The organism is Paraburkholderia sp. BGA-UO-ETr-F21 (assembly GCF_059567925.1).
In genome coordinates this window covers 266,333-280,161 of sequence record NZ_JCAQOY010000007.1, presented here as the reverse complement: position 1 = coordinate 280,161, position 13,829 = coordinate 266,333, and the positions used below count along the sequence as shown (strand labels likewise).

The 13,829-nt window shown below is 64.3% G+C and carries 11 protein-coding genes; 5 read left to right on the top strand and 6 right to left on the bottom strand.

All coding sequences use genetic code 11. The annotated features are described in order from the left end of the window. Nucleotides 1-7 precede the first annotated feature (7 nt). The 3 genes from AC57B1_RS06090 to AC57B1_RS06080 all read left to right on the top strand — a co-directional run bounded on the left by AC57B1_RS06090 (nucleotide 8) and on the right by AC57B1_RS06080 (nucleotide 5,440). The gene (locus tag AC57B1_RS06090; protein ID WP_496416960.1) at nucleotides 8-526 is read left to right on the top strand and encodes a (2Fe-2S)-binding protein; all 519 of its coding nucleotides are present in this window, start codon (nucleotides 8-10) and stop codon (nucleotides 524-526) included. After that, nucleotides 523-4,131 (top strand): molybdopterin cofactor-binding domain-containing protein, encoded by a 3,609-nt coding sequence (locus AC57B1_RS06085; protein WP_496416959.1) that lies wholly within the window; start codon nucleotides 523-525, stop codon nucleotides 4,129-4,131. The genes AC57B1_RS06090 and AC57B1_RS06085 overlap by 4 nt, the downstream gene beginning before the upstream one ends. A gap of 100 nt (nucleotides 4,132-4,231) precedes the next feature. Beyond that, nucleotides 4,232-5,440 carry an ABC transporter substrate-binding protein gene (locus AC57B1_RS06080; RefSeq protein WP_091806787.1) on the top strand — a complete coding sequence of 403 codons (1,209 nt, stop codon included), beginning with the start codon at nucleotides 4,232-4,234 and terminating at the stop codon, nucleotides 5,438-5,440. 177 nt (nucleotides 5,441-5,617) lie between these two features. Here the strand turns inward: AC57B1_RS06080 and AC57B1_RS06075 are convergent, their stop codons facing one another. Continuing rightward, the gene (locus tag AC57B1_RS06075; RefSeq protein ID WP_007178046.1) at nucleotides 5,618-5,869 is read right to left on the bottom strand and encodes a hypothetical protein; all 252 of its coding nucleotides are present in this window, start codon (nucleotides 5,867-5,869) and stop codon (nucleotides 5,618-5,620) included. 285 nt (nucleotides 5,870-6,154) lie between these two features. On the opposite strand from AC57B1_RS06075, the gene AC57B1_RS06070 reads away from it, so the two are divergent. Further along, a complete protein-coding gene (locus tag AC57B1_RS06070; RefSeq protein ID WP_408184282.1) occupies nucleotides 6,155-6,673 on the top strand; it encodes a DUF6496 domain-containing protein in 519 nt (172 codons plus the stop codon). Between the two features lie 93 nt (nucleotides 6,674-6,766). Here the strand turns inward: AC57B1_RS06070 and aptA are convergent, their stop codons facing one another. Further along, a complete protein-coding gene (aptA, locus tag AC57B1_RS06065; RefSeq protein ID WP_408342246.1) occupies nucleotides 6,767-8,095 on the bottom strand; it encodes an omega-aminotransferase AptA in 1,329 nt (442 codons plus the stop codon). 218 nt (nucleotides 8,096-8,313) lie between these two features. Between aptA and AC57B1_RS06060 the strand changes: the two genes are divergently transcribed. After that, entirely contained in the window at nucleotides 8,314-9,729 is a 1,416-nt protein-coding gene (locus AC57B1_RS06060; protein ID WP_496416958.1) for an aminotransferase-like domain-containing protein, read from the top strand. A gap of 8 nt (nucleotides 9,730-9,737) precedes the next feature. On the opposite strand, the gene AC57B1_RS06055 is transcribed toward AC57B1_RS06060, so the two are convergent. The 4 genes from AC57B1_RS06055 to AC57B1_RS06040 all read right to left on the bottom strand — a co-directional run bounded on the left by AC57B1_RS06055 (nucleotide 9,738) and on the right by AC57B1_RS06040 (nucleotide 13,727). Then, on the bottom strand, nucleotides 9,738-10,361 hold the full coding sequence (locus tag AC57B1_RS06055) for a LysE family translocator (protein WP_091806795.1): 624 nt from the start codon (nucleotides 10,359-10,361) through the stop codon (nucleotides 9,738-9,740). Between the two features lie 196 nt (nucleotides 10,362-10,557). Beyond that, nucleotides 10,558-12,030: a DEAD/DEAH box helicase gene (locus AC57B1_RS06050; protein WP_496417042.1), complete on the bottom strand. Its 1,473-nt coding sequence runs from the start codon at nucleotides 12,028-12,030 to the stop codon at nucleotides 10,558-10,560. Nucleotides 12,031-12,058: 28 nt separating this feature from the next. Then, nucleotides 12,059-12,355, bottom strand: coding sequence for a hypothetical protein (locus AC57B1_RS06045; RefSeq protein WP_408342252.1), 297 nt, complete (start codon nucleotides 12,353-12,355; stop codon nucleotides 12,059-12,061). A 43-nt stretch (nucleotides 12,356-12,398) separates the two neighbouring features. Beyond that, complete coding sequence (locus AC57B1_RS06040) at nucleotides 12,399-13,727, bottom strand: NAD(P)/FAD-dependent oxidoreductase (RefSeq protein ID WP_496416957.1); 1,329 nt, start codon at nucleotides 13,725-13,727, stop codon at nucleotides 12,399-12,401. Nucleotides 13,728-13,829 lie beyond the last annotated feature (102 nt).

The window sequence follows — 13,829 nt, the reverse complement described above, 5'->3', positions numbered from 1 at the left end:
CACGCTCATGAACCGCCCCGCGCCTCTTACGCTGAAGGTGAACGGCGCGACGCATCTCGTCAGCGCCGCGGCCGACACGCCGCTGCTCTATCTGCTGCGTAACGACCTCGCACTGAACGGTCCGAAATTCGGCTGCGGTCTCGGCGAATGCGGCGCGTGCACGGTCCTGCTCGACGGCATGCCGACGCGCGCGTGCGTCACCACGGCAAAGGTCGCGTTGGGCCGCGAAATCACTACGCTCGAAGGACTCGGTACGCGCGCCGCGCTGCATCCGGTGCAGCAGGCGTTTATCGAAGAGCAGGCCGCGCAGTGCGGCTATTGCCTGAACGGCATGATCATGACGGCCAAGGCGCTGCTCGATCGCGATCCGCATCCGAGCGTCGAGACGATCCGGCGCGAGTTGTCGCGCAATCTGTGCCGTTGCGGCACGCATGTCGAGATCGTGCGCGCGGTGCAGCGCGCCGCTGAATTGCTCGCGGCGCAAGCGGGGGCGCAATCCGCCGTGCATGAAGGAGCGCGTGCATGACCGGCCCGGACTTCAGCGTCGATCGACGCGCCGCGCCACCTTCGCGACAACAGCTCTATGACGCGCAGAGCGTGCTGATCGTCACGCGGCCGCCGCAGGCGCCGGTCAAGCCGGCAATCGGTCAGCCGGGTTCGCGTTCGTCGTTCGTGCCGACCGAGGCGGACCTGTTCCTCGTGGTGCGCGACGACGGCAGCGTGGTCGCGTTCAACGGTCACGTCGATCTCGGCACCGGCATCGGCACGGCGCTCGCGCAGATCGTCGCGGAAGAACTGGATGTGCCGTTGACACGCGTGTCGATCGTGCTCGGCCATACGCGTGAAGCGCCGAATCAGGGGCCGACGATCGCCAGCGCGACGATCCAGATATCGGCGGTGCCATTGAGACACGCCGCGGCGCAGGCGCGGCAATTTCTGCTGGCTGAGGCGGCGGCGCGGTTCAGCGTGAGCGTCGAGCAACTCGACGTACGTGACGGTGTGGTTTTTCAACGCGACGGCGATACTGCCGCGAAAGGCATCGGCTACGGCGATCTGGTGAGCGGGAAACGTGTCGAACTGAAGCTCGATACGAACGCGCCGCTAAAGTCGCCTGACACCTACAGAATCGTCGGCAGGAGCGCGCCGCGCGTCGATATTCCCGCGAAGGCCACCGGCGAATTGAGTTTCGTGCATGACGTACGCGTGCCGGGCATGTTGCACGGTCGAGTGGTGCGTCCGCCCTATGCCGGTGTCGCGCAGGGCGACTTCATGGGCAACAGCCTGCTGCGCGTGGATGAAGATTCCGTTAGCGATTTGCCCGGTATCGTGAAGGTCGTCGTGATTCGCGACTTCGTCGGTATCGTGGCGGAGCGTGAGGAAATCGCGCAGCAGGCCGTGAAGCGGCTGCGCGTGCAATGGAAAGCGGTTGAAGGCCTGCCAGCGCTCGAAACCAGCGAGGACGTGGAAGCGGCCTTGCGCGCGAATCCGGCCAAACGGCGCGATCTGGTGATCGAAGGCGACGTCGATGCAGCGCTGGCGCAAGAGTCCGGTCGCAAGCTGGAACGCACTTACGTGTGGCCATTTCAGATGCACGCATCGATCGGACCTTCGTGCGCGGTGGCCGACTATCGCGAGGGCGCGTTGAAGGTCTGGTCGGGTACGCAGAATCCGCATTCGCTGCGCGCCGATCTCGCGTTGCTGATGAGCATGGACGAAGCGCACATCGAGATCGTGCGGATGGATGCGGCCGGCTGCTACGGCCGCAATTGCGCGGACGATGTCGCCGCCGACGCCGCGCTGCTCTCGCGCGCCGCCGGCAGTCCGGTGCGCGTGCAACTTTCGCGCGAAGACGAGCATGCGTGGGAGCCGAAAGGCGCCGCGCAATTGATGGACGTGCGCGGCGCGTTGAATGCCGAGGGCGAACTGGCCGCCTACGACTTTGCGACGCGCTATCCGTCCAACGATGCGCCGACGCTGGCGCTGCTCCTGACCGGCACGATCGCCGCGCAGCCGCAGGTGTTCGAAATGGGCGACCGCACGGCCGTGCCGCCATACGATTACCGCACCATGCGTATCGTTTGCGACGACACGCCGCCGATCGTGCGGGCGTCGTGGTTGCGCGGCGTGTCCGCGTTGCCGAACACGTTCGCGCACGAGTCGTTCATCGACGAACTCGCGGCGCAGGCGGGCGTCGATCCGGTCGAGTTTCGTCTGAAGCACCTGCGCGATCCACGCGCGATCGAGCTGGTCAAAGCCGTCGCGGAGAAAGCCGGGTGGGAGCCGCGTAGCGCCGAACTCAAAGAGGATGAAGGCGACATCGCACGCGGGCGGGGTTTCGCTTATGCCCGCTACGTGCATAGCAAATTTCCCGGCTTCGGCGCGGCGTGGTCCGCGTGGGTGGCCGATGTGGAAGTCAATCGCAAGAGCGGCGAGCTGGCGGTGACGCGCGTGGTGGTCGGCCAGGATACCGGCACGATGGTGAATCCCGACGGCGTGCGTCATCAGATACACGGCAACGTGATTCAGGCGACGAGCCGTGCGCTGAAAGAACGTGTGACGTTCGGCGAGAATGCGGTGACGAGCCAGGAGTGGGGCGCGTATCCGATCCTGACCTTCCGCGAAGTGCCCGTGATCGACGTGGTGATGATGCCGCGCCACGGCGAGCCGCCGATGGGCGCGGGCGAATCCGCGTCGCTGCCTGGCGCGGCTGCGATCGCCAATGCGCTCTTCGATGCCACGGGCGTGCGTTTTCGCCGGCCGCCCTTTACGCCCGAAACGATCCGCGCCGCGCTTGCCGATGCGCAAGCCGAAGACAAGGCGGCGCGCAGGAAGAAGCGCTGGCGATTGGGTTTTTTAGGCGCTTTCGCGGCGGGCGCAGTGGGTTGGCTCGGCGCATTTTCGCTCGCGCCGCACGCTATCGCACCGATCGCGCCGCCACTGGCGAGCGCGTTTCCGGCTGATCTCGTGGCGCGCGGCAAACTGCTGGCGTCGCTCGGCAATTGCGCGGTCTGCCATACCGCGCACAACGGCGTGCCGAACGCCGGCGGCAAACCGCTCGATACGCCCTTCGGCACCGTGTACAGCACCAACATCACGCCGGACGGCCTGACCGGCATCGGCAACTGGTCGCTCGAAGCGTTCATGCGGGCGATGCGGCAAGGCATCAGCCGCGATGGACATCGTCTCTATCCGGTCTTCCCGTACACCTCGTTCCAGAACACTTCCGACGACGATCTGAAAGCGCTCTTCGCCTACCTGATGGCGCAAACGCCAGTGCGCTCGCGCCCGCCGGAAACGAAGCTGGCGTATCCGTTCAGCGTGCGACCGCTCATGGCCGCATGGAACGGACTCTTTCTCGGACGCACGGCTTTCACCGCCAGTGCGACGCAAAGCGCGCAATGGAATCGCGGCGCGTATCTGGTGAATGGGCTCGGCCATTGCAGCGCGTGTCATACGCCGCGCAATGCATTCGGCGCCGAGAAAGCCGGCGCGGCATTCATGGGCGGCGGTGTCGCCGAAGGCTGGGAAGCGCCTGCCTTGTCGACGCTTTCGAACGCGCCGGTGCCCTGGAGCGAGGACGAACTGTTCAGCTATTTGCGCACCGGCCACGCACCGCTGCACGGCGTCGCGGCGGGGCCGATGGCGCCTGTGGTCGGCGATCTGGCGGCGCTGCCCGACAGCGATATTCGCGCAATGGCCACCTATCTCAGTTCGCTTAGCCCGTTGGAACCGAACGCGGATCCGGTCGCGGTCGCACGCCAGGTTGAACAGGCGAGCGCGATCTCAGGCGCGCCGACTGGCCTCGGCGCGCGACTCTTCGACGGCGCGTGCGCCGCCTGTCATCACACCGGTAGCGGGCCGCAATTGTTCGGCGCGCATCCATCGCTCGCGCTCAACACGAATCTGCACAGCGCGACGCCTGATAACCTGATTCGCGTGATTCTCGACGGCATCGGCTCGCCTGCGCGTCCCGAACTCGGTACGATGCCGGCTTACCGAGACAGTTTCAACGACGCCCAGGTGGCCGAACTCGTGTCGTACCTGCGTCAGCAATTCGCCGGTGGCAAGCCGGCCTGGCAGAACGTCACGGCGAGCGTCACCCGGATTCGCGCGACGGCGCGAGCCGATTGAGCCGATTGAGTCGAGATGGGTCGAGATAAATCGCGAGCCGCTCGAACACCTGATAACAACGACCAGCATTCCCGCAATCCTTTTGATAACGGAGAAACGCATGACCACGCGCGCAGGATGGATTTCTCGCCTCATGGTGCCGACCGTACTGTCGTTCGCCGCTTTGAGCGCGAGCGCACAGCAGACCATCAAGATCGGCGAGATCAATAGTTACAAGGCGCAGCCCGCCTTTCTCGGGCCTTACAAGAACGGCTGGAATCTCGCGCTCGACCAGGTGAATGCCGCGGGCGGCGTGCTCGGCAAACAACTCGAGGTGGTATCGCGCGACGACAACGGCAATCCCGGCGACACGATTCGCGTCGCGCAGGAACTGATCGCACGCGAGCAGGTGCAATTGCTGTTCGGCGGCTTCCTCTCGAACACCGGCCTCGCACTGGCCGACTTCTCGAAGCAGAAGAAGATTTTCTTCCTTGCTGCTGAACCGCTGACCGACAAGATCGTGTGGGCCGACGGCAACAAATACACGTACCGTTTGCGACCTTCCACATATATGCAGGTGGCGATGCTCGTGCCCGAAGCCGCCAAGCTGAAGAAGAAGCGCTGGGCGCTGGTCTATCCGAACTACGAGTATGGGCAATCGGCGGTGGCGACCTTCAAGAAACTGCTGACGGCGGCGCAGCCCGATGTGCAGTTCGTCGCCGAACAGGCCACGCCGCTCGGCAACGTCGATGCGGGCGCGGTGACGCAGGCGATCGCCGATGCCAAGCCGGACGCGATTTTCAACGTGCTGTTCGGCGCGGACCTCGGCAAGTTCGTGCGTGAGGGCAATACGCGCGGACTCTTCAAGGATCGCAGCGTGGTGTCGCTGCTCACGGGCGAGCCGGATTATCTCGACCCGCTGGGCGCGGAAGCGCCGACCGGCTGGATCGTCACGGGCTACCCGTGGTATTCGATCGATACGGCCGCCAACAAGAAGTTCGTCGACGCCTATCAGGCCAAGTACCACGACTATCCGCGGCTCGGCTCGGTGGTGGGATATTCGGCGTTGATGTCGATTGCCGCGGGGATCAAGAAGGCCGGGTCGGTCGATCCGGATAAGCTCGCCGCCGCGTTCAAGGGCCTCGGCGTGGAGACGCCGTTCGGGCCGATCACCTATCGGGCCCAGGACAATCAGTCCACCATGGGCGCGTACGTCGGCGTGACGGGGTTGAAAGACGGCAAGGGCGTGATGACGTCCTACCGGTATATCGATGGCGCGAGCGTTCAGCCGTCGGATGCCGAGGTCAAGAAGCTGCGGCCCGCCGAGTGAGGTCGTGACGCCTGCGGCGCACGGCGCCGCAGGCGGGTAGCGCGGTGCACGACGTTCGAACTCGCGGCCACTTGCGGGTCGAGGCGGCCAGCGACCGCAGGTGTATGCGGCCACCCACGCGAGCGTCAACGCGGCCCCCAAGAGGTAGCGCGCGGCGACAAACGGAGAATCGGCGGACTACTCCTCCGCGTCGTGCTCGATCACGAATCGCTTCAGATAAGCCAGCACGGCGGCTTCGACCGCGCGATGATCCGCGGTGCTCTTGGAGCCCGCATTTTCTTCGTCGCCGAACAGGGTGGAGGGCGCGTTGTGCACGTCCACTTCCTGGCCTTCGCGAAAGACGCGAATCTCATGGACGTCTTCGGCGTATTCGGCGATCCAGTGCACGCCTTCAATATGCGCGCCTGCGCGAACGGTAGGGATTTTCATGGACGTCTCCCGTCGGGCCGGACCACGCGCCAACCCTTGCCAATACCATACGCTGTCCAACTGACCGGCGCGAGTTCTGTCCGCCGGTTTCTTGATGTTTCGCCGCGATTCCGCGCATTCCTCGAATTTTTGCCACCGTTCGAGCTCCGCTTCGCAATTCCTTGCGCCGGGCGCGATGGCGCCGACTTCATCGCATGAGGGCGCTTTGGTGGGGACTGCCCAGCGCGCCGCGCTGCGGCACACCCGTTGCTGCATGACATGGGCCACAACCAACCGGAGAATGTCATGCCCGAACAGAAAACCCTCAAGCGTGCCCACGCCGACAAGCGCGCGGGCAAGTCGTCGAGCACCCAGGCCGGCGAATTCGTCAAGGAACAGGTCGACAAGGTGCGTGCCGGCAAGCACGGCGTCAGGTCGGCCAAGCAGGCGATTGCGATTGGGCTCTCGGAAGCGCGGCGCGCGGGCGTCGCCGTGAAGTCGCCCAAGAAGGGCGCTGCGAGCGAGTCCACGCGCAAGAAAGCCGCCACTGATAAAGCCGCGGGTCAGCACAAGAGCACCACGAAGAAGAGCGCGGAGTCGACGGCGAAACGCTCGCGCGCCGCCACCAATGCATTGAAGCGTGAGGGAAGCGCCGGCGCATCGCGCACGGCGCTGTCGAAGCAGACAAAGACGGCCGCGGCCAAACGTCCGGCGGCGAGCCGTTCCGCTGCGGCGAAGAAGGCCGCCGCGACGAAGGGTGCTGCGGGCCGCTCTGCGGCGGCCAAGAAGGCGGCCCATACGAGGGCTTCGCGCGCGCACCATTGATAGCGCGCATTCGGGGCGCATCTGGCGCGCGTTTGCCAGGCATTTGCCGATCAGGCGGCGCACACGATGCGCGCCGCCTGATCGAGTGCTGAATTACTGCACCGTAGCCAGCACGTCGCCCACGGTCTTGAAGATGTGCGCAATCTGCTCTTCGTTGATGATGAGCGGCGGCGAGAACGCGAGGATATCGCCCGTAAAGCGCACCAGCACGCCCGCTTCGAAGCATTTGACGAACGCCTCGTAAGCGCGCGCGCCCGGTGCGCCGTCGCGCGATTCAAGTTCCACGCCGGCGATCAGGCCGAGGTTGCGCACGTCCTTCACATGCTTCGCGCCGCGCAGCGAGTGGGCGGCGGCTTCGAACGTCGGCGCGAGCGTCGCGGCGCGTTCGAACAGCCCCTCGTTGCGGTACAGGTCGAGCGTGGCAATCGCGGCTGCCGTGGCGGCCGGGTGAGCCGAATACGTATAGCCGTGGAACAATTCGATCGCGCCTTGCGCGCCGCTGTTCACGATCGTGTCGTGGATCGTGCGGCTTGCGGCCACCGCGCCCATCGGGATCGCGGCATTGTTGATCGCCTTCGCCATCGTGATCAGGTCTGGCGTGACGCCGAAATACTCGCTCGCCGTGGCCTTGCCGACGCGGCCGAAACCGGTAATCACTTCGTCGAAAATCAGCAGGATGCCGTGCTTCGTGCAGATCTCGCGCAGCTTTTGCAGATAGCCTTGCGGGGGAATCAGCACGCCCGTCGAGCCGGCCACCGGTTCGACGATCACGGCGGCGATCGTGGATGCATCGTGCAGCGTGACGATGCGCTCCAGTTCTTCGGCGAGATGCGCGCCCCAGGCCGGCTGGCCTTTCGAGAATGCGTTCTGTTCGAGGTTATGCGTGTGCGGCAGGTGATCGACTGCGGGCAGCAGCGCGCCCGAGAAGGTCTTGCGGTTCGTGGCGATGCCGCCGACCGAGATGCCGCCAAAGCCCACGCCGTGATAGCCGCGCTCGCGGCCGATCAGGCGGGTACGCTGGCCTTCGCCGCGCGAACGGTGATAAGCCAGCGCGATTTTCAGCGCGGTGTCGACCGATTCCGAACCCGAGTTCGTGAAGAAGATGCGATCCAGACCTTCCGGCATCAGTTCGGCAACTTTCGTGGCCGCTTCGAAGGCGAGCGGGTGGCCCATCTGGAAAGTCGGCGCGAAATCCAGTTTGGAGAGCTGCTGGGTAATCGCAGCGATGATTTCCTCGCGGCCGTGGCCGGCATTCACGCACCACAGACCCGCGCAACCGTCGAGCACTTCACGCCCGTCCGAGCTGCGGTAATACATGCCCTTGGCCGATTCCAGCAGGCGCGGCGCGGCCTTGAACTGGCGGTTGGCGGTAAAGGGCATCCAGAAAGACGACAGATCGTCGATGACGGGGCGCGAAGTCATGTGTGTTTCCTCGAAAGTGGATCCCCAGGGAGACTTCCTTTGGGGCGTAGCAAAACTGTAGCGTTCGCGGTTTAATGGCGGCATAAACAGTTGACGCAGTGTGGCGCTAACTGTGTTGGTGGATTCGCACTAACTGTGTCGATGCGCGCCGGACCGGGGGTCGGGCTCCGTCATTCGCCCGTTCAGCCGCCCGCCGCGGCCCGTTTTTCGTCCTGACCATGATCGAACTAGAACTCGAGCGCGACCGGCGCGCCGCTCCCACGCTCGTCGAGCAGGTGGTGCAAGGCTTCGCGCGCGCCATCGAGGCGCAGTCGCTGCGCGCCGGCGCGCTGCTGCCGTCGGTGCGCCAGCTGGCGCAAAGCCACGACCTGAGCACCTTCACGGTCACGGAGGCGTACAACCGGCTCGTTTCGATGGGGCTCGTGGTCGCGCGGCGCGGTTCCGGCTATCGCGTGGCGGCGCGCTCGCAATCCACGCGGGTTGCCGCCACCGACTGGCAGCCGCCGAGCCTCACCGCAACCTGGCTCCTGTCCGACGTGTTCGCCGACCATTCCGTGCCGATCAAGGCGGGCGGCGGCTGGCTGCCGAACGAGTGGATCAACGAAACCGGTTTGCAGCACGCGCTGCGGGCGGTAAGCCGGGTGCCGGCTGCGCGCCTTGGCGACTACGGGCATCCGTATGGATTCGTGCCGTTGCGCGAACGGATCGCCGAGCAACTCGACCGGCGCGGCTTGCCCGTGGATGTCGCCAATGTCCTGCTTACGCAAGGCGCGACCCAGGCGCTGGATCTGATCGTACGCACCCTGCTGCGCGCGGGCGACGCCGTTATCGTCGAAGATCCCGGCTATTGCAATCTGCTGCAGATTCTCAAGCTGGCGGGCCTCGAGGTGCATGGCGTGCCGCGCACGCCGGCGGGCGTCGATACGGACGTGCTCGAAGCGCTGGTCGCGCAGCACAAGCCGAAGGCGATCTTCGTCAATACCACGCTGCAGAATCCGACCGGCGCGACCTTTGGCATGTCGGCTGCGTTCCGCTTGCTGCAGATTGCCGAGCGTCAGCGCATGTGGGTGATCGAAGACGACGTGAGCCGCGAACTCGCGCCATCCGGCGCGCCGCTTTTCGCGGCCATGGAAGGCTTACAGCGCGTGCTCTACGTTGGCGGCTTTTCGAAGACGGTGACGCCGGGGCTGCGCTGCGGCTATGTGGTCGCCGAACGCGCCGTACTGCGTGAGCTGGCGCGTACGAAGATGGCGGTGGGTTTGACGTCGTCGGAGGCGATCGAGCGGATCGTCGACAAGGTGTTGCTGGAGGGGCGCTACGCGCGTCACGTGGAAGCCGTCAACGAGCGTCTCAAGCTCGCGCATGCGACCGTTGAGGAGCGGCTCGATTCGCTCGGTCTGGAGCTGTTTCACCGGCCGCGCGCGGGGCTGTTCCTGTGGGCGCGCTTGCCGGTCGACGCGGAGCGGGCCGGCGAAGTGGCGACGGCCGCGCTTTCACACGGCATCTGGCTCGCGCCGGGCTCCTACTTCCGTCCCGACGATGCCCCGAGCGCCTGGTTCCGCTTCAACGCGCCATATTCAACTGACGACGCGTTGTGGCGCTTCATCGAGCGGGTCGGGCAGGGCGCGTTATAGCTGTCGGTTCACGCGCTCTGGCCGAGCAGCTTCAGCGCGATCGGATACAGCGACAGCACCAGCAGCAGGGCCATGGCCACATTGAAGATACGCAGCCGCTTCGGGTCCGATAGCACCTGCCGCATGGCGGTGCCGAAACCTGCCCACAGGCAGATGCACGGAAAACCGATCACGTAGAAGATCACCGCCATGGCGATGGCGTTCATGCTGTAGCTCTCGCTGAGGTGGATCGTCGTGGCGGCGGTCAGCACCATCATCCATGCCTTCGGATTGACCCACTGGAAGGCGATGGCTTCGTAGAACTTCATGGGCCGGCGCTCGCCTTTCTTCACCTTCAACTCACCCGAGGTGCCGATCTTCCACGCGAGGTAGAGCAGATAAGCGACGCTCGCGACTTCGAGCACGGTGTACAGCACGGGGAAATGGACGAAGGCTTCGCCCAGACCAATGCCGACCGACAGCATCAACAGCACGACGCCGGCGCTGATGCCGGACAGATGCGGCAGCGTGCGGCGAAACCCGAAATTGACCCCGGAGGCCAGCAACATGGTGTTGTTCGGACCGGGCGTGATCGTGGTGACGAGCGCGAACAGGATGCCGGCGGGCAGCGCACTGAGACTGAGATAAGACATGAAATGCTCCGCTGTCGGTCAAAAGGAGATGGGAGCATTCTAGCGATCGTGGCCGGTACAGTACCTGTACGGTTTTTGAGATGGTGTCCGGTACGGGTGGCGGCGATGAGGATGGTCTTTGCGCGATCGCTGCTGTCTGCCAGTAGACCGTAAACCGCCAGCCTGTTCGAAGGCTGACGTTATTCAACCCCACGGATCAAGGTTGACGTTTGCCGCGGCCACCCGCGGGTTTGCTAGCCGGTTTGCGTGAACCCGCAGTTGGCTTGCCGGCGGGTTTGCTGCGTGGCTTTTGCACGCTGAATGGGCTGCCGCCGGACAAGCTTGTGCCGCTCGTGCCGCTCGTGCCGCTCGTGCTTTTTCCCGCGGCCGCAGCGCGTTGCGCCGCGGGCTTGCGTTTGTTTTCGCCACCTTGCGGGCGCGGTTTCTTGCTGAGCACCTGTATGGCGCCTGCCGCGGCATGCGGGACTTTGGGCTTCTTAGGCTTCTTGGGTTTCTTGATGATCTGGCCCGTCGCGCTGGTTTCCGGCACGCGGTGTTCGGCTTCAAAACCCGGCTCTTCTTCACGGGGCAGTGTTTGCCGGATCAGTGCTTCAATCGCGGCCAGTTGAGGCGCTTCATCGGCACACACGAGAGACACCGCCACGCCGCTGGCGCCCGCGCGTCCGGTACGGCCAATACGATGTACGTAGTCTTGCGCCACGATCGGCAGATCGACGTTGATCACCAGCGGCAGGTCGTCGATATCCAGTCCGCGCGCAGCCACATCGGTGGCTACCAGCATATGTACTTCGCGCGTCTTGAAGCGCTCCAGCGCACGCAGACGCGCGGGTTGCGGTTTGTCGCCGTGGATGGTGTCGACCGCATAGCCCGCTTCATCCAGCATGGCCGCCAGGTAATCCACGCCATTGCGGGTTTTGACGAACACCAGCGCGTGTTGCCAGTTGTTCTCGGCCACAAGGTGCATGAAGAGGTCAGGCTTGTTCCTCTTATCCACCGGCACTACCCATTGCTTGATCTTGCTGGCCGTCGCATTGGGCGGGCTGACGCTGATATTGACTGGGCCGCGCAGAATGCCCGCCGCCATGGCGCGGATATCATCGGTAAATGTGGCGGAGAACAGTAGGGTCTGGCGCTGAGCGGGCAAGGCGGCAAAGACGGCGTTGAGCTCGCGCGCAAAGCCCAGATCCAGCATGCGGTCGGCTTCATCCAGCACCAGCGTTTGTACTTGATCAAACTGCACCGCATTTTGGCGATGGAGATCCAGCAAACGGCCCGGCGTGGCAACGAGCACATCCACGCCTTTGCGCAACTTCATCATCTGCGGGTTGATACTCACACCGCCGTAGGCGGCTAGAAATCGTAAGTCGAGGCCCTTGCCGTAATCGACGAAGCTTTGCAGCACCTGTTCGGCCAGTTCACGCGTGGGCACCAGCACAAGAACACGCGCGCGGTTGCTGGACACCGCCGGGCCGTGTTGCACGAGCCGTTGCAGCAGCGGCAGCGCAAAACCTGCCGTTTTGCCTGTGCCGGTTTGTGCCGCAGCCATGACGTCCTTGCCACTGAGCACAGCAGGAATCGCCTTGGCCTGAATCGGCGTGGGTGTCTGGTAATTGAGGTCCTGCAGATTACGCAGCAAGGGATCGATCAGGCCAAGCGAGGCAAAAGACATTGGCGTATTCCGGGCTAAAGCCGCGATTTTAGCTGTTGCCGCCTGATTTCGGCGCAGATCGATGGTCAAGCGCATCGACGCTGATCGCCACTGAAAAACGTAGCTTGCCGGGCACCGCGTCCGCACGCTGTACTCGGTTAGCAATGACGTAATCGTGCACCGAAATCGGCTTTTGGCCCGTTATCTGCTCGACCAGATCTTTAGTGCCAGCGAACTCGCCTGCCTGATAGCCGCAATACACCGACTTAATGTGCTGGATGAAATACGGCGGCAATCCAAATTGGTTATGCGCTCGCCCGTATGGTGAATCGTACTGGAGCTTCAATCTCCGAAGCGGGCTGCCGCGATAGCTCGTTCGCCGCCTCGACTCACATCATTTCGGGGCGGCTCAGTTTCGTTCCGTCGGAAAAGCGGGCAAGTTGGTAGGGGTTAATGTCGAACTGCAGCGCCTCGTCCATTACCAGCCGGCTCACGAGCACCCCTGCGCCTGGCCCAAGCCCAAAGCCGTGTCCACTGAACCCGGACGCGATCACGAGACCGGGTTTCGCATTAACCTTCGAGATGACGGGAACGAGGTCCGGCGTCGTGTCGATCGCGCCCGCCCATGCGTGAGCGATCCGCAAGCCCGCGAGCTCGGGAAACACGCTGGCCACGTTTTGCAGGGCACGTCCGAGCCATTCGGTATCGGGCCGGGGATCCAGCACCCGCGTTGCTTCGAACGGCGAGACGTCATCGTCGCGCCAGCTCGCGCTTGCCTCCGGTCCGTGGAAGAAGCTGGCACCGACGCGAACCTTCAGTTTTTTCTTCAGCTTGCTGCGGAACATGGTGCGAAACTTCACCGAATGCCGCAGGTTTTGCGGCGCGAGTTCCACGCGCCCATAGCCGGGGACAGCGATCGTGTAGCCGCCGTCCAACCGTCTCCTCAGCGCGAAGTTAGGCCCCGAGAAACAGCCTTCGATGACCCCCGGCGCCTCAGCAGTTCGCAACGCCGTTCCCATCACGTTGATGGAGGGTAGATCGATGCCGTGATGCTGGCAGAACAACGCGCTCCAGGCGCCTCCCGCGAGAACGACGGTATCGGCTGCGAGCCGGCCGCGTTCTGTCCAGATGCCGGAAACACGCCCCGCACTCGTGTCGAGACTTCGTACCGCGCAGTTCTGAAATACCTTCGCGCCGAGACCTTGCGCGCCGCGAGCAATCGCAGGCGCGGCTTTCGACGGCTCGGCGCGGCCGTCCGTGACCGACCACAGCCCGCCAGCCCACTTCGCGCGTCCGGACGGAATGCGCGCGGCCAACTCGCGCGCACTGAGGATCTCGCTGTTAAAGCCGACTTCCCGGGCGCGGGCCAGCCACGATTCCCATTGCGCGATGTCAGACTGATGCTCCGTGCCGTACAGGATGCCCGCCTGACGAAACCCAATGTCCTCGCCCAGTTCCTCGCTCAGTTCGCTCCAGCGCTTGAGGCTCTGCATCGCGAGGGGCAACTCATGGAGGTCGCGATTCTGCTGACGCACCCAGCCCCAATTACGCCCCGACTGCTCGCAGCCGATGACGCCCTTTTCGAGCAGAGCCACCTGGACGCCGCGACGTGCCAGTTCATACGCAGTGCTGACGCCAATAATGCCGCCGCCTATTACCGCGACATCACATCGCTCGGGGAAACCTTCGCTGTCCGTGACTTCGTCGATCCTTAGCATTTCACCGCCGTTGGTTGCCGCTTACCGGTAGGTTACGGCTGTCGAGACCATCGGAGATGCGCAACTGAAGGACGATTTCATCTTCCGAAGGTCATGGCCAAG

Excerpts from the sequence above, each read along its gene's own strand:
- AC57B1_RS06080 (WP_091806787.1), top strand. The coding sequence starts at position 4,232 with ATGACCACGCGCGCAGGATGGATTTCTCGCCTCATGGTGCCGACCGTA.
- AC57B1_RS06090 (WP_496416960.1), top strand. The coding sequence starts at position 8 with ATGAACCGCCCCGCGCCTCTTACGCTGAAGGTGAACGGCGCGACGCAT.
- AC57B1_RS06070 (WP_408184282.1), top strand. The coding sequence starts at position 6,155 with ATGCCCGAACAGAAAACCCTCAAGCGTGCCCACGCCGACAAGCGCGCG.
- AC57B1_RS06075 (WP_007178046.1), bottom strand. The coding sequence starts at position 5,869 with ATGAAAATCCCTACCGTTCGCGCAGGCGCGCATATTGAAGGCGTGCAC.
- AC57B1_RS06050 (WP_496417042.1), bottom strand. The coding sequence starts at position 12,030 with ATGTCTTTTGCCTCGCTTGGCCTGATCGATCCCTTGCTGCGTAATCTG.
- AC57B1_RS06055 (WP_091806795.1), bottom strand. The coding sequence starts at position 10,361 with ATGTCTTATCTCAGTCTCAGTGCGCTGCCCGCCGGCATCCTGTTCGCG.
- AC57B1_RS06040 (WP_496416957.1), bottom strand. The coding sequence starts at position 13,727 with ATGCTAAGGATCGACGAAGTCACGGACAGCGAAGGTTTCCCCGAGCGA.
- AC57B1_RS06085 (WP_496416959.1), top strand. The coding sequence starts at position 523 with ATGACCGGCCCGGACTTCAGCGTCGATCGACGCGCCGCGCCACCTTCG.
- AC57B1_RS06060 (WP_496416958.1), top strand. The coding sequence starts at position 8,314 with ATGATCGAACTAGAACTCGAGCGCGACCGGCGCGCCGCTCCCACGCTC.
- aptA (WP_408342246.1), bottom strand. The coding sequence starts at position 8,095 with ATGACTTCGCGCCCCGTCATCGACGATCTGTCGTCTTTCTGGATGCCC.